Origin of the sequence: Marinovum sp., assembly GCF_048263515.1 — a bacterium.
Classification (GTDB): Bacteria; Pseudomonadota; Alphaproteobacteria; order Rhodobacterales; family Rhodobacteraceae; genus Marinovum.
Genome location: NZ_JBLXEC010000015.1, coordinates 48693 through 62974 on the forward strand (window position 1 = coordinate 48693; position 14282 = coordinate 62974).

Annotated in this window: 19 protein-coding genes; 11 read left to right on the forward strand and 8 right to left on the reverse strand. The window is 66.0% G+C overall.

Annotation, left to right across the window (positions count from 1 at the left end; all coding sequences use genetic code 11):
- Window position 1: 1 nt before the first annotated feature.
- The 3 genes from ACN0SE_RS14165 (at window position 2) to acpS (ending at window position 1906) form a co-directional block, all read left to right on the forward strand.
- Entirely contained in the window at window positions 2-700 is a 699-nt protein-coding gene (locus tag ACN0SE_RS14165; RefSeq protein ID WP_417525182.1) for a DUF2062 domain-containing protein, read from the forward strand.
- Window positions 701-761: 61 nt separating this feature from the next.
- Window positions 762-1508 (forward strand): pyridoxine 5'-phosphate synthase, encoded by a 747-nt coding sequence (locus ACN0SE_RS14170; RefSeq protein WP_417525183.1) that lies wholly within the window; start codon window positions 762-764, stop codon window positions 1506-1508.
- Window positions 1505-1906, forward strand: coding sequence for a holo-ACP synthase (acpS, locus tag ACN0SE_RS14175; protein WP_417525184.1), 402 nt, complete (start codon window positions 1505-1507; stop codon window positions 1904-1906). The genes ACN0SE_RS14170 and acpS overlap by 4 nt, the downstream gene beginning before the upstream one ends.
- 296 nt (window positions 1907-2202) lie before the next feature.
- On the opposite strand, the gene betC is transcribed toward acpS, so the two are convergent.
- Window positions 2203-3714, reverse strand: a complete 1512-nt coding sequence (betC, locus tag ACN0SE_RS14180; RefSeq protein WP_417525185.1) for a choline-sulfatase — start codon at window positions 3712-3714, stop codon at window positions 2203-2205.
- Between the two features lie 128 nt (window positions 3715-3842).
- Here betC and lepB point away from each other — a divergent pair, with 128 nt between their 5' ends.
- Entirely contained in the window at window positions 3843-4676 is an 834-nt protein-coding gene (lepB, locus tag ACN0SE_RS14185; protein WP_417525240.1) for a signal peptidase I, read from the forward strand.
- Entirely contained in the window at window positions 4673-5356 is a 684-nt protein-coding gene (gene rnc / locus ACN0SE_RS14190; RefSeq protein WP_417525186.1) for a ribonuclease III, read from the forward strand. The genes lepB and rnc overlap by 4 nt, the downstream gene beginning before the upstream one ends.
- Before the next feature lie 41 nt (window positions 5357-5397).
- Here rnc and ACN0SE_RS14195 read toward each other — a convergent pair whose 3' ends face one another.
- Window positions 5398-6051, reverse strand: a complete 654-nt coding sequence (locus ACN0SE_RS14195) for a hypothetical protein (protein ID WP_417525187.1) — start codon at window positions 6049-6051, stop codon at window positions 5398-5400.
- Window positions 6052-6289: 238 nt separating this feature from the next.
- Here ACN0SE_RS14195 and era point away from each other — a divergent pair, with 238 nt between their 5' ends.
- The 3 genes from era (at window position 6290) to recO (ending at window position 8514) form a co-directional block, all read left to right on the forward strand.
- The gene (era, locus tag ACN0SE_RS14200; RefSeq protein ID WP_417525188.1) at window positions 6290-7198 is read left to right on the forward strand and encodes a GTPase Era; all 909 of its coding nucleotides are present in this window, start codon (window positions 6290-6292) and stop codon (window positions 7196-7198) included.
- Window positions 7199-7457: 259 nt separating this feature from the next.
- On the forward strand, window positions 7458-7781 hold the full coding sequence (locus ACN0SE_RS14205) for a DUF1491 family protein (protein ID WP_417525189.1): 324 nt from the start codon (window positions 7458-7460) through the stop codon (window positions 7779-7781).
- Window positions 7782-7797: 16 nt separating this feature from the next.
- A complete protein-coding gene (gene recO, locus ACN0SE_RS14210; RefSeq protein WP_417525190.1) occupies window positions 7798-8514 on the forward strand; it encodes a DNA repair protein RecO in 717 nt (238 codons plus the stop codon).
- Between the two features lie 250 nt (window positions 8515-8764).
- On the opposite strand, the gene ACN0SE_RS14215 is transcribed toward recO, so the two are convergent.
- Both ACN0SE_RS14215 and ACN0SE_RS14220 read right to left on the reverse strand, forming a co-directional pair.
- Window positions 8765-9160, reverse strand: a complete 396-nt coding sequence (locus ACN0SE_RS14215) for an META domain-containing protein (protein WP_417525191.1) — start codon at window positions 9158-9160, stop codon at window positions 8765-8767.
- Between the two features lie 52 nt (window positions 9161-9212).
- A complete protein-coding gene (locus ACN0SE_RS14220) occupies window positions 9213-9608 on the reverse strand; it encodes an META domain-containing protein (RefSeq protein ID WP_417525192.1) in 396 nt (131 codons plus the stop codon).
- Window positions 9609-9694: 86 nt separating this feature from the next.
- Here ACN0SE_RS14220 and pgsA point away from each other — a divergent pair, with 86 nt between their 5' ends.
- The 3 genes from pgsA to ACN0SE_RS14235 are packed head-to-tail and all read left to right on the forward strand — an operon-like array spanning window position 9695 to window position 11054.
- Window positions 9695-10360 carry a CDP-diacylglycerol--glycerol-3-phosphate 3-phosphatidyltransferase gene (pgsA, locus tag ACN0SE_RS14225; protein WP_417525193.1) on the forward strand — a complete coding sequence of 222 codons (666 nt, stop codon included), beginning with the start codon at window positions 9695-9697 and terminating at the stop codon, window positions 10358-10360.
- Window positions 10360-10605, forward strand: a complete 246-nt coding sequence (moaD, locus tag ACN0SE_RS14230) for a molybdopterin converting factor subunit 1 (protein WP_417525194.1) — start codon at window positions 10360-10362, stop codon at window positions 10603-10605. The genes pgsA and moaD overlap by 1 nt, the downstream gene beginning before the upstream one ends.
- 5 nt (window positions 10606-10610) lie before the next feature.
- Window positions 10611-11054, forward strand: a complete 444-nt coding sequence (locus ACN0SE_RS14235; RefSeq protein WP_417525195.1) for a molybdenum cofactor biosynthesis protein MoaE — start codon at window positions 10611-10613, stop codon at window positions 11052-11054.
- 272 nt (window positions 11055-11326) lie between these two features.
- Here the strand turns inward: ACN0SE_RS14235 and ACN0SE_RS14240 are convergent, their stop codons facing one another.
- The 4 genes from ACN0SE_RS14240 to ACN0SE_RS14255 all read right to left on the reverse strand — a co-directional run bounded on the left by ACN0SE_RS14240 (window position 11327) and on the right by ACN0SE_RS14255 (window position 13803).
- Entirely contained in the window at window positions 11327-11914 is a 588-nt protein-coding gene (locus tag ACN0SE_RS14240; protein ID WP_417525196.1) for a YdeI/OmpD-associated family protein, read from the reverse strand.
- Between the two features lie 106 nt (window positions 11915-12020).
- The gene (mscL, locus tag ACN0SE_RS14245) at window positions 12021-12458 is read right to left on the reverse strand and encodes a large conductance mechanosensitive channel protein MscL (RefSeq protein WP_417525197.1); all 438 of its coding nucleotides are present in this window, start codon (window positions 12456-12458) and stop codon (window positions 12021-12023) included.
- A 128-nt stretch (window positions 12459-12586) separates the two neighbouring features.
- Window positions 12587-13036 carry a YtoQ family protein gene (locus tag ACN0SE_RS14250; RefSeq protein ID WP_417525198.1) on the reverse strand — a complete coding sequence of 150 codons (450 nt, stop codon included), beginning with the start codon at window positions 13034-13036 and terminating at the stop codon, window positions 12587-12589.
- 74 nt (window positions 13037-13110) lie between these two features.
- The gene (locus ACN0SE_RS14255) at window positions 13111-13803 is read right to left on the reverse strand and encodes a sugar transferase (RefSeq protein ID WP_417525241.1); all 693 of its coding nucleotides are present in this window, start codon (window positions 13801-13803) and stop codon (window positions 13111-13113) included.
- Window positions 13804-14282 lie beyond the last annotated feature (479 nt).

The following is a 14282-nucleotide window of genomic DNA, read 5'->3' on the forward strand; positions in this document are numbered from 1 at the left end:
CGTGGTTTTCAAGCGCCGCGACAGAAAGCCGACCCTGCGCGCCTTGTGGGAGTTCTTCTGGCCACGCGGCGGCTGGGGCCGGGCGGCGCGCTATGTGAAACACCGGCTGCGCCGGCTGCCCGATCCGCCGGAAAAGATCGCACGCGGCATCTGGGCCGGGGTCTTCACCACCTTCACGCCGTTCTACGCGATGCATTTTGTCGTCGCGGCCTTTCTGGCCTTTGTCATGCGCGGCAACATCTTTGCTGCGCTGCTCGGCACCTTTTTCGGCAACCCGCTGACCTATGTGCCGATTGCGGTGATCTCGCTGCAGACCGGGTATTTCCTGCTCGGCCATGATTTCTCGCCGCATATCGAGCGCACGCTGATGGGCAAGTTCGTCGACGCCGGCGAGGATCTGACGCGGAACTTCTGGGCCTGGGTCAAGGACAAGCCGCAGGACTGGCACGGGCTCGAGGTGTTCTGGGACGACGTCTTCTATCCCTACATGATCGGCGGAATCATTCCCGGCATCATCGCCGCCACGGTGGCCTATATCGTCGCCGAGCCGCTGATCCGCGCCTACCAGGCCCGGCGCAAAGGCGCGCTGAAGAAGCGGCTCGAGGCGATCCGCGCCAAGGCCGCCGCCAAGAAGGCCGCCGCCGCCAGGGAGGCCGCCAGAGAGGCGGCCCGCGAAGAGGTCCGGGAAAAAGCCGACTGATTTGCGGTTTCCCCCGCCCGTCGGCGGAGTTAGCCTGTGCGCAAATCATCCGGGGGACCCCATGCACAAACTCAGGCTTGGCGTGAACATCGACCACGTGGCCACCGTCCGCAATGCCCGCGGCGGGGCCTTTCCCGACCCTCTGCGCGCCGCGAAACTGGCGCAGGAGGCCGGCGCCGACGGCATCACCGCGCATCTGCGCGAAGACCGCCGGCACATCTCGGACGCCGATATCGACGGGCTGATGGAGGTGCTGACGGTGCCGCTCAACTTCGAGATGGCGGCCACCGAGGAGATGCAGGCCATCGCCCTGCGTCACAAGCCGCATGCGGTCTGCATCGTGCCGGAAAAGCGCGAGGAACGCACCACCGAGGGCGGGCTCGAGGTGGCGCGCGAGGAGAACAGGCTGGCGCATTTCATCGCGCCCCTGCGCGAGGCGGGCTGCCGGGTGTCGATCTTCATCGCCGCCGACCGCCGCCAGATCGAGGCGGCGCACCGGATCGGCGCCCAGGTGATCGAGTTGCACACCGGTGCCTATTGCGACGCCCATGCCGACGGCCGTTTCGACGATCGCGACCGCGAGATGGCGGCAATCCGCGACATGGCCGACCATGCGGCGTCGTTGGGACTCGAAGTGCATGCCGGGCACGGGCTGACCTACGAGACCGTCGCGCCGGTGGCGGCGCTGCCGCAGGTGGTCGAGCTCAACATCGGGCATTTCCTGATCGGCGAGGCGATCTTTGTCGGGCTCGAAGCGGCGATCACCGAGATGCGCGCCCGGATGGACGCGGCCCGCGCGCCGGCATGATCCTCGGCATCGGCACCGACCTGTGCAACATCGAGCGGATCGAGGCCATCCTCGCCCGCTTTGGCGACCGTTTCCGCAACCGGGTCTATACCGAGCGTGAACAGGCCCGCGCCGCCCGCCGCCCGCATGAGGCGGCGACCTATGCCAAGCGCTGGGCGGCCAAGGAGGCCTGCTCCAAGGCGCTGGGCACCGGCCTGCGCATGGGCATCGCCTGGCGCGACATGTCGGTGACCAACCTGCGGACCGGCCAGCCGGTGATGCATGTGACCGGCTGGGCGAAACGTCGGCTCGACGAGATGACGCCTCCGGGGCATGAGGCGATCCTGCATGTGACCCTGACCGACGACCACCCCTGGGCGCAGGCAACGGTGCTGATCGAGGCGCGGCCGCTGGGGTAGGGGGCGTTGGAGCCTTGCCCAGCGCGTTAACAGCGGCTGCAAGCCGCCGCGCATCGCCGGGCCGCGGCCCGACGACACGCAGCTCTGCGCCGTCCTCCGAGCATAGCCCCGAGCGCGTTAACAGCGGCCGAAGGCCGCCGCGCATCGCCGGGCCGCCCACCGGCGCGGCGATTTGGTTGGTCTGGGCGCGTTGCTCTGATCTTTTCCGGATTTGGCAGGGATAAAGCGCTGCCGATCCAAGCGGAGATCGCCGCACCGCGGCCCGACGATGCGCGGCTCGGCGCGCAAGCACCTCGCTACTCCCCGCGCGGAAATCGCTGGTTCTCCTCGACCACGTTCAGGTCCATGTGGTTGCGCATGTAGCGCTCGGAGGCCTTCTGCAGCGGCTGGTGATCCCAGGGATAATAGGCACCGTTGCGCAGGGCCTCGTAGACCACATGTCGCCGCGCCTGGCTCTTGCGGACCTCGGCGTCGAACTGCTCGAGGTCCCAGCGCGCCGCCGCCTCCACCCGGAACCGCTCCAGCACCTCGGCGTGATCGGACCGCTCGGCCAGGTTGGTCATCTCCTGAGGGTCGTCCTCCAGGTTGAACAGCTGCTCGGGATCGAGCGCGCAATTGGTGTATTTCCACCGCCCCGCCCGCAGCGCTACCAGCGGCGAATAGGAGGCCTCGGCGGCATATTCCATCGCCACCGGGCTCAGCCGCACCGCGCCGTTGCCCAGCGGCACCAGGCTCTCGCCGCTGGTCCAGGGCAGCACCTCGTCCATGCTGACTCCGGCCAGGTCACAGAGCGTCGGGCAGACCTCGATGGTGCTCACCGGCGCCTCGACGAGCCCGGGCGCCATCTGCGGCGCCGAGATCATCAGCGGCACCCGGGCCGAACCTTCGAGGAAGGACATCTTGAACCACAGTCCCCGCTCGCCCAGCATGTCGCCGTGGTCCGAGACAAACAGGATGATCGCCTCCTGCCGCGTCGCCTCGAGCGCTTCCATCACCTCGCCGATCTTGTCGTCGAGATAGGAGATATTGGCGAAATAGGCCCGCCGCGCCCGGCGGATGTCATCGCGGCTGATGTCGAAACCGCGCCAGTCGTTGGCGTCGAAGATGCGCTGCGAATGCGGGTCGTGATCGGCATAGTCCAGCGCCGGCATCTCGGGCAGCAGGTGTTCGCAATCGGCATAGAGATCCCAGTACTTGCGCCGCGCCACATACGGATCATGCGGGTGGGTGAAGCTCACGGTCAGGCACCAGGGCCGCGCATCATGGCCGCGCGCCATGTCATAGACCTTGCGGGTGGCGTGATAGGCCACCTCGTCGTCGTACTCCATCTGGTTGGTGATCTTGGCCACGCCCGCCCCGGTGACGCTGCCCATGTTGTGATACCACCAGTCGATGCGCTCGCCGGGCTTGCGGTAGTCCGGGGTCCAGCCGAAATCGGCCGGGTAGATGTCGGTGGTCAGCCGCTCCTCGAAGCCGTGCAGCTGGTCAGGCCCGACAAAATGCATCTTGCCTGACAGGCAGGTGTGATAGCCGGCGCGGCGCAGGTGATGGGCATAGGTCGGGATCGACGAGGCGAACTCGGCGGCATTGTCATAGACCCCGGTGCCCGACGGCAGCTGCCCCGACATGAAGCCCGCACGCCCCGGCGCACAGAGCGGCGAGGCAGTATAGGCGTTGGCAAAACAGGTCGAGCGCAGCGCCAGCTTCCGCAGGTTCGGGGTGTGCAGCCAGTCGGCAGGACCATCGGGAAAGAAGGTGCCGTTGAGTTGATCGACCATGAAGATCAGGATGTTTGGCGCGTCCGACATGGAAATTCCTCGTGATTTGGCCGCAGCTTGGCAGGGCGCATGGCCCCGCGTAAAGCCCCCATCGCTTGACACCTTCGGCAGGGGACCGCATGTAGCCTGCGACAGACAACCCGGGGAGCCCCATGTCCATGGCCGAGGAAAAGAAAGGCAATGCGATCGTCGAGACGGTCAAGACCATTGTCTATGCATTGCTGATTGCGGGTGTCTTCCGCACGCTGTTCTTTCAGCCGTTCTGGATCCCCTCGGGCTCGATGAAGGACACGCTGCTGATCGGCGACTTCCTCTTCGTGAACAAGATGGCCTACGGCTATTCCTATGCCTCCTGCCCGTCGATCATCGTGCCGCGTTTCGGCATCGATCTGGATGCCACGGATTTCTGCGGCTGGGCGGATGGCGACAATGACCGGCTGTTTGGCTCAGAGCCCGAGCGCGGCGATGTCGCGGTGTTCCGGCATCCGGTGACCGGCCGCGACTTCATCAAGCGCGTGGTGGGCCTGCCGGGTGAGAAGATCCAGGTCAAGGCGGGCGTGCTGCACATCAACGGCACCCCGGTCGAGCTGGAAGAGGATGGCCTGTTCGAAGAGGTCGCCGGTCCGCAGGGGCCGCAGCGGCTCAGCCCGCGCTGCTCGAACGCGCCGGTGGGCGAAGGCGCGATGTGCCAGAAGCAGAAGTACATCGAAACCCTGCCCGAAGGCACCCGCCATTCGATCCTCGATATCGGCCGGCAGTCGTCGGACAACACGCCGGTCTTTACCGTGCCCGAGGGGCATTACTTCATGATGGGCGACAACCGCGACAATTCCACCGACTCGCGCTTTCCGCAGCAGGTCGGCGGCGTCGGCATGGTGCCCTTCGAAAACCTCGTCGGCCGGGCAGATCGGGTGATGTTCTCCTCCGGTGGCAGCTCGATGCTGTACTTCTGGACCTGGCGGGGTGATCGCTTCTTCAAGAGGATCGAGTGAAGCTCTCGGCGGAACTGAAGGCGCTGCAGGCGCGGGTGGGGTATGAATTCTCCGACCCGCGTCATCTGGTGCGCGCGGTGACCCATGCCTCGATGTCGACGCCGACGCGCAGCGACAACCAGCGGCTCGAATTCCTCGGCGATCGGGTGCTGGGCCTCGTGATGGCCGAAGCGCTGCTGGCCGCAGACACCCGCGCCACCGAGGGTCAGCTGGCGCCGCGCTTCAATGCACTGGTGCGCAAGGAGACCTGCGCCGACGTGGCCCGCCAGATCGATCTGGGCGCGGCGATGAAGCTCGGCCGGTCGGAGATGCTCTCTGGCGGCCGGCGCAAGATGGCGCTGCTGGGGGATGCGATGGAGGCCGTGATCGCTGCCGTCTACCTCGATGGCGGCTTCGACGCGGCCAAGGCGCTGGTGCTGCGGCTCTGGGGCAAGCGCATCGACAAGGTCGAGGATGACGCCCGCGACGCCAAGACCAGCCTGCAGGAATGGGCCCAGGCCCGTGGCCAGAAGCCGCCGGTCTACGACCAGATCAGCCGCTCTGGGCCGGACCATGCGCCGGTCTTTGTCATCGAGGTGCGGCTCGACAGTGGCCAGAACGCGCGCGCCGAGGCCGGCTCGAAGCGCCAGGCCGAACATGCCGCCGCCAAGGCGCTGCTCGACAGCCTGACTGAGGGCTGACCGGGGCCTGCGCTGGCAGGCCCCGACGATCCGGGTGCGCTCTAGAAAAAGGACAGCACGTGGGCGATCGCCCCCGAGGTATTGACCGCCAGCGTCAGGCTGAAGGCCAGCGCCGCGGTGGCAATCTTCTGCCGCGGTTCCAGCTGGCCGAGCTCGCGGCGCAGGTTGCGGGTCTCCTCCTGCGGGATCGGTTCGCACATCAGCCGCCGCACCAGTGTCTCGTGCCGCCATTGCGCATCGGCGCCGGTCAGCCGCGCCGTGCCGGTCCTGCGGGCGCGGCGCTGGAGGTCGCTGCGCGTGGCCGAACCGGGCTGGCCGGGCCGCGCCGGCGGACGGGCCAGCGCATCGAGAAAGGTGATCCGGTCGAGCACGGTGCCGGCATCGAGCCAGGCGATCTCGGCCACCGGATGGCGCGCCACCAGCGCCTGTGTCAGCCGCGCCAGTTCCAGCTCAGCCGTCTCGGCGTCGGCGGCCGTGACCGTGAGCGCAAAACTGCGCGTTCTACCCCGGCCGGTGGCCTCGAGCGTCACCGCAGAGGGGGGCGTGCCCGGACGGCAGAACCTTTCGATATCCATCCGCATCCGGGCTTCGGTGAGGTCGGGACGTTTGTCCGCCCCGACAGGCAGGCGCAGCCGCGCGGTGCGTGAGACCAGCGCCTGTTGTGACTTCGGGATTGTTTCGATGTGAGTGATCATTCGGCGAACCTAGGCAGCGATTCGGGCCCAAATTCGGGCCAATTATAGCAAGAGCGCCTGATTGTTGCGAAAGTTGTGGGCAATTTCGCCATAGTGCGCGTCAGATCGTGAACAATGATTTTTCGGCAGGCCCGTGTCGCGACCCCCGGGGCAGTCTGGCCGGGGGGCGGTTTCACCTCTGGTTTTAAGGGCGGATCTGCGTTACTCGCAGTGGATTGTTGACAGGAAACCTGACCCCATGACCACACGCGCCGGATTCGTCGCCCTGATCGGAGAGCCCAACGCGGGCAAATCGACCCTCACCAACCGCATGGTGGGGGCCAAGGTGTCGATCGTGACCCACAAGGTGCAGACCACCCGCGCCCGCATCCGCGGCGTGGCGATCGAGGGCGACAGCCAGATCGTCTTTGTCGACACGCCGGGCCTCTTCACACCGCGCCGCCGGCTTGACCGGGCAATGGTCGCCGCGGCCTGGAGCGGGGCGGCAGATGCCGATATCGTCGTGCTGCTGGTCGAGGCGCATCGCGGCGTGACCGCCGGCGTCGAGAGCATCCTCGAAGGGCTGGAAGACATCGGCAAGGGCCGCCGGGTGGCGCTGGCGATCAACAAGATCGACCGGGTGAAATCCGACGTGCTGCTGGCCCTGACCGAGGATCTGAACGCGCGCTTTGCCTTTGAAGAGACCTTCATGATCTCGGCCGAAAAGGGCTATGGCTGCGACGATCTGAAGAAATGGCTGGCCGAGCAACTGCCCGAAGAGCCTTGGCTCTATCCCGAGGACCAGATTGCCGATCTGCCGCTCAGGATGATCGCCGCCGAGATGACCCGCGAGAAGCTGACCCTGCGGCTGCACCAGGAGCTGCCCTACCAGCTGACCGTCGAGACCGAGAACTGGGAAGAGCGCAAGGACGGCACCGCGCGCATCGACCAGGTGGTCTATGTGGCGCGCGACGGCCACAAGGGCATTGTGCTGGGCAACAAGGGCGAGTCGATCAAGGCGATCTCCAAGGCCGCACGCGAAGAGCTGGAAGAATTCCTCGGCCGCCGGGTGCACCTGTTCCTGCAGGTCAAGGTGCGCGAGAAATGGCTGGAAGAGGCCGCGCGTTATTCCGAGATGGGTCTCGATTTCCGCGACGGCAATGGCTGAAAAAGGCGTCGGGGCTCCGGTAGATCCGACCGGAGCCCCGACAGGTGCCGGCGCCTCTGGGGAGAGAGCGACACGCCGGCGCGCCACGAGACAGACAGGGGCGGCGGGGACAGACACCCGGTTCCAGTATGCGCCCCGGCCTGCGACGGGCGGGACCCTGCTGAACGCCCGCTCGCGGCTGAGGGAACGTGACTGTGTCTCTGATGTAGATCGCCGGGCGAGGTAATCAAATGACAAAATCGGTCAAGGTGTTCCTGTCATGCGGTTGACGGCAGATTTCTGGGTGGCGGCCTATATCGCGCGGCTCAGACAGGCGGATATCCCGGCCTTCGTGGTGGCGCATGGCGACGACACCTCGGGCATGGTGATGGTCAAGCTCAACACGCTGGACGGCGAGGCGCGGCTTTATCACCGGATGCACGACCTGATGGCCGACGAAACTCGCTGGCAGGAGATGCAGGCCGGCCCCGAGGCCGAGGTCGACGCGGCTCTGGCGCGGCAGCGGGCGATGGACCCCGACCTCTGGGTGATCGAGGTCGAGGACCGCGCCGGGCGCCACCTGCTGGACAGCGGCGGGCTTTGAGGCCAGCGTGGCCGGCATGGATTGGCGCGACACCGGCATACTTCTGAGTATCAGGCATCATGGCGAGACCTCGGCCATCGTCGAGGCCTTCACCCCCGAACACGGCCGCCACGCCGGCGTGGTGCGCGGCGCCACCAGCCGCAAGCTGGGCCCCGTGCTGCAGCCCGGCGCGCAGCTCGACCTGCATTGGCGGGCGCGGCTGGAAGAGCATCTGGGCGCCTTCACGGTGGAACTGCAGCGGTCTCGCGCGGTGCAGGCGATGGGCAGCCGGCTGGCGCTTTCCGGGCTGAACGCGGTCTGCGCGCTGCTGTCCTTCTGCCTGCCCGAGCGGGAACCCCATGGCGCGCTCTACCTGCGCAGCGAGCAGCTGCTCGACTTGCTGGGGCAGGACGATCTCTGGCCGCTGGCCTATCTGCGCTGGGAAATGGCGCTGCTGGAGGAACTGGGCTACGGCCTCGACCTCTCGGCCTGCGCGGTGACGGGCGCCAGCGAGGGGCTGGCCTATATCTCGCCGAAATCCGGCCGCGCGGTCTCTGTCGCGGGCGCCGGGGACTGGGCCGACCGGCTGCTGCCCCTGCCCGAGGTGATGCTGGGCCGCGGACCGGCCGAGACCGCCGAAATTGCCGCCGGGCTGCGGGTTACCGGCTATTTCCTGTCGGAGAAACTGGCGCCCGCGCTGGGGCATCGGCCCCTGCCCGAGGCACGCGGGCGGTTTGTCGAGCGGCTGCGCTAGGGATTTTCACGGGCCGCCTGCGGCGGGCAGGTTTTTGGGAGATTGGGCGGGTGTGAGCCCTTTGAGGTCCGGGGGTTGCGTGGGGTCGGAGGGAGGTGCGGCGTATTTTGGAAAGAGAAGAAGATCAGGTCTGGCGTGGCGGGCGAAGACGGGCGTTTCGCGGTTGGAGTCGTTGCGCATGTGCCTCCTGAGGCCCGGGGGTGGTGCGGGGTCAGGGGGCGGTGCGGCGTATTCGGGAAAGAGAAGAAGGTCAGTTCTGGCGGGGGGTGCTGATGAAGACCATTTCGCGGCCAGCCTCGTTGCGCAGGGTCAGGCGGGTGCCGTCGATTTCCGACAGGGTCATGTCGCGCAGGGCGGTGATGAAGGCGGCTTCCTGCTCGAAATGCAGGCACATGCGCTGGGTGAGGGCGAGGCTTTCGGCATTGAACCCGGGCATCGGGCGGGTCTGCACGCCGAAGAAGCGGTTGCAGGGCGTGCTGCCGGCGATCTGGGCGGGCGCCGGGAAGCTGAGCGTGGCGCTGGCCTCGAAGGGGGCGCCGTCGATGCTCTGGAGTTTCCAGAGGATGTCGGTGTCTTGCGCACCGCTCAGCGTCGCTGAGAGGCTGGCAAAGGCGGATGTGGCCGCGGCGAGGAGTGTCTGTGTCATGCGCTCAATCTAACCGCCCGGGCGCGGAGCAACAGCCCGGTAACAGGCTTTGTCATTCCGGCACGGCGGAAAACACCATCTCGCCGCCCTCGTCGTTCGACAGGATCAGCGTGTCGCCCTGAACCTCGGCCAGGGTCATGGCGCCCAGTGCGGCGAGATAGGCCTGTTCTGCCCCCAGATCGGGGCAGGCGCGGCGGGTGCTGCGCAGCGGGCCGGTGCCGAACCAGGGATAGGGTTTTGTCTGGCTGCCGGAGAAGCTGTTGCAGGGGCCGCGGCCGGTGATCTGCCCCTCGGCCGGAAAGGCGAGCGTCGCCTCGGCGGCAAACAGCCGGCCGTCGAGGCTCTGCAGTTGCCAGGTGACATCACCGGCGCCATAGGCGGCAAGCGTTTCATCGCTGTCGCAGGTCGACAACAGGGTGGCGGCGATCAGGGGCAGGGCTAGTTTCATCCTTCTGACATAGGCGACAGGCGCGGAAATGAAATATCCCGCAAGCTCTCTTCACTGTCAGCCCCTTGAGAGATAGAAGCGAACACATGCGTTGGACCCTGCCAAATATCCTCACCGTGCTGCGGCTTGCCGCGGCTCCTGCCGTGCCGCTGATGTTCCTCTACTGGGCCCGGCCCTATGCGGATATCGCGGCGCTGGTGCTGTTTCTCACCGCGGCCGTGACCGACTGGTTCGACGGCTACCTGGCGCGGGCCTGGAAGCAGGAGACCAAGATCGGCACCATGCTCGACCCGATCGCCGACAAGGCGATGGTGGTGATCGCGCTGATGGTGATCGCGGCCTATTCGTCCTATTCACCCTGGCTGGTGCTGCCGGCGACGGTGATCCTGTTCCGCGAGGTCTTTGTCTCGGGGCTGCGGGAATTCCTCGGCGACGTGGCGGGCACGCTCAAGGTGACCAAGCTGGCGAAATGGAAGACAACCCTGCAGATGGTCGCGATTGCGGTGCTGTTCAGCCAGGGTATCTTTGAGCATTATTTCGGCATGTGGTCTTATGGCATGGACCAGCAGATGGTGGTCGACATCCTCGAGCGGCGCGAAAGCGACGAGATGGGGCTGACCTGGATCTACAGCGGCATGTTCTGGTCGGGCTACATCGGGCTGGTGCTGCTCTGGGTGGCGGCTGCTCTGACGCTGATCACCGGCTTTGACTACTTCCGCAAGGCGCTGCCGCATCTGAAGGAGGAAGGCTGATGGACGTGCTCTATTTCGCCTGGGTGCGTGAGCGGATCGGCGTGCCGAAGGAGCGGGTCGAGACCGGGGCGGCCACGGTCGCCGAACTGGTGGCCGAGTTGAAGGCGCGCGAGCCGCGCTACGAGGCGGCCTTTGCCGATCTCTCGGCCCTGCGCGTGGCGGTCGACCAGGAGCTGACGGATTTCGACGCGGCGCTGGAAGGCGCGCGCGAGGTGGCCTTCTTTCCGCCGATGACCGGGGGCTGAGGCCGATGCAGGTACGGGTGCAGCAGGAGGCTTTCGATCTGGGCGCCGAGGCCGCGGCCTTTGCCAGCGCGCAACGCGACATGGGCGCGGTCGTCACCTTCACCGGCATCGTGCGCGACGGCGCGCAGGGCGGCATGGTGGCGATGGAGATCGAGCATTATCCGGGCATGACCCAGAAGGCGCTCGAGGCGATTGCCGCCGAGGCGGTCGAGCGCTGGGGGCTGGGCGATGCCCTGGTGATCCACCGGCTCGGGCGTCTGGGCCGGGACGAAATGATCATGATGGTCGCCACGGCGGCGCGGCATCGCAAGGCGGCTTTCGAGGCGGCCGAGTTCCTGATGGACTATCTCAAGAGCCGGGCGCCGTTCTGGAAGAAAGAGATCGGGGCGGACGGAGCTGAATGGGTTGCCGCCAGGGACGAAGACGAGGCTGCGTTGACGCGGTGGTGAGTAGGCCTTTGACGAGTCACATTTGGTTTCATACGGCCACGGCCTCTTAACGGTCATTCTTGAGCCAAAGCGCGTTAACAGCGGCCAAAGGCCGCCGCGCATCATGCCAGAGGCATGCCTTCGGCCTGACGGGCCGCCCCACGGCACGGCGATTTGGCTGACAAGAGCGCGCCGATCTGATCTTTTCCGGATCTGGCTGGAATAAAGTGCTGCCGATCTGAGGTCGGCTCGCCGCACCGCGGCCCGACGATGCGCGGCTCGCGCCATGGCCGTCAGCGGTCGTGCATGCCTTTTCCCTCGAGGATGCGCGGTGCCCATTTCTCGACCCGCTTCGCGCGGGTGCTGGACTGCTTGGCGCCCGAGATATGCAGGATGTAGCCGCGCTGGCGGCCGGGGGTGAGGGCGTCGAAGGCGGCGCTCAGGTCGGGGTCGGCGTCGAGGGCGTCGACAAGCTCGTCCGGGCGCTCCAGGTCGTCCTTGGGGAAGTCCACCCTCAGACCCGCCGCCTCGACCGCGATCGCCCGCAGGGTGTAGTCGCGGATCACCGCCGCGCGCCCTTCGATCTCGGACAGATCGGCAAAGGTCAGCATCCGCACCGAGCGGGAATTCGGCCCCGGCGCCACCAGCAGGCCCTCGGGGTCGTCCAGCAGCACGCCCTTGAAGAATGCCAGCGCGCAACGCTCCTTGAGGCCCCAGACCACGGCGACATTGCTGCCATGGGCGCAATAGACCGGGCCGCGCCACTTGAAGGCCTCGTCAAGCGGGGTGTCGAGCAGCATCGCCCGCAGCGCCCGCAATTCTGCCTGCCAGCTCTCGCGCTTGTCGAACCAGATGCCACAGCGGCGGTCGGGGGTGCCCATGGATGTCTCCTTGTTGCCGATCCTGCCTCAGCCCGGCGCCAAGGCAACAAAAAACCGCGCCGCCCGAGGGCAAACGCGGTTTCCTTCACAAGAGGGGGGGCCGGGATCAGCGCTTCAGCGAGTCGCGAATCTCCAGCAGCACATCCAGCTGGCTGGGGCCGGCGGGCTTGGTTTCGGCCGGGGCCGCGCTGTCTTCTTCGCGCATCGCGGCTTCCTTGATGCGGTTGACGCCCTTGACCAGCAGGAACACCACGAAGGCGATGATCAGGAAGTTGACCACCGCCATCAGGAAGGACCCGTAGGCGAAGATCGAGGCTCCGGACTCGCGCGCGATCTCGAGGCTGGAACCCTCGGGCACGCTGCCAGCGAGCACCACGTATTGGTCGGTAAAGTCGATGCCGCCGGTGAACAGCCCGACGATGGGGTTGATCAGGTCGTGCACCACCGATTGCACGATCGCGGTAAAGGCGGCGCCGATGATGATGCCGACCGCCATGTCCATGACATTGCCCTTGGCAATGAAGTTCCGGAATTCCTGAAGCATGTCTGTCCCTTCGCTTTTGTCCTCACGCGGTCCTTTTGGCCCTGCCACGTGATGTTGCGGGAATAGGGGCTTCCCGCAAGCGCTTTCATGGGAATTGGGCGGGCCGGTTCCCCGGACCGCCCGCAGGCTCAGCAGGGCAGCGTGCCGGTCAGAACGTAGCGCAGGATATCGACCACCTGCGACGGCTCGCGCGCCACGGCGAGGGCGGCGGCGTCGACCTCTTTCAGCGCGTGGTCATGGTCGGGCTGCTGCAGGATGATCAGCGACTTGCCAAGTGCGGCGGCATAGCCCGCGTCAAAGGCGGCGTTCCACTGGCGGTATTTCTCGCCGAAGCGCACCACCACCACATCGGCCTCTTCGATGCCCTTGCGGGTGCGGATGGCGTTGACCATGGCGCCTTTGTGGTCGTGCCAGTACTTGTTGTCCTCGGCGCCGAGGATCGCCACGCCGCAATCATCGCTGGCGGCGTGATCGGTGACCGGGGCGGTAAAGACGATATCGAGGCCCTGGGCGCCTTCGGTGATCTGCTCGCGCCAGTCGGTGTGGATTTCTCCGCTGAGATAGACATTGAGGGTCATGGCATGCTCCGTAAGAAAAGGCCGGGGGATTTCCCCCGGCCTAGCATTGCCCTGTCAGAAGGTCGATACGCGGGTCAGTAGCCGGTGCCGCGCAGCACCACCTTGAAGGTGCGGCCGATCAAGGTAAGATCAGTGACAAACGACAGCTCGCGGAAGTAGCGGGCGTCAAAGATCGCGCGCTCGGAAAAGCTGCTCTCGTTGCGGGCCGAGGTCTGCCAGATGCCGGTGATGCCGGGGCGCATGGCGTAATAGGCGGTGCCGGGATAAAGCCCGCGCTGGTCCACCATCATCGGCCGTGGACCCACCAGCGACATGTCTCCCATCAGCACGTTGAACAGCTGCGGCAGCTCGTCGATCGAGGATTTGCGGATGAAGGCACCGATCCGGGTGATCCGCGGGTCCGACCGCAGCTTCTGGCTGTGATCCCATTCCAGCCGCGCGGCCGGGTTGCTGTCGAGATAGGTCTGCAGCCGGCCCTCGGCGTCATGCACCATGGAGCGCAGCTTCCACATCCGGAAGACCTTGCCATTGCGGCCGATCCGCGCCTGGCGGTAGAACGGCGAATGGCCGTCCAGCGCGATCAGCAGGCAGAGCGGGGCAAGCAGCAGCAGCACCGGCGGCAAGGCCAGCAGAACCACGAAAACATCCAGGACGCGCTTTGCCCACTGCCGATAGGCGCCGCGGACCAGCGGTTGAAACTCTTTAACAAATAGGCTGTCGGAGGAGGCTCTCTGAGCGGTCTCCACCGGACGCACATGCATTGTCAACGTCATGCCCTCCTGAGGCGGTCAATGACGAAGCGCCGCGCACCGTTTCATGTCTGCAGGCACACCTGATCCACCCGCCGAAGCGGAGCGAACACAAGGTCCCTCTTGTCGTAATTCAAGGCAGCAGCATCACCGAAATGGTGTCACATGCAGCGTGCAGACCGTAACCGTACACTTCACTCCCAAGTGAAAGCTTCAACCCCCAAGTGCCGTTTGCAAAAAATGTAGTCACCGATTGGCACGGCGTTTTTTGCTCGACTGAGAGAAAAATGGCCGGTCATCATTCTGCCGTCAAGTTGCCTCAAATGCCGTTCAACCTTAACGAGAGCGGCTGGATGCCTGCCTGAAAACTCACGGAAAAGTGGAATTGGCGGGTGGGTGAGTCGGTGATTCGGGCGCGTTGAGCGGCCAGGTTCGGCGGCGCCGCTTGATGCGGAAATACATCTTGGACGGGTATTTGGGGTAGGATTGTAGTCTGC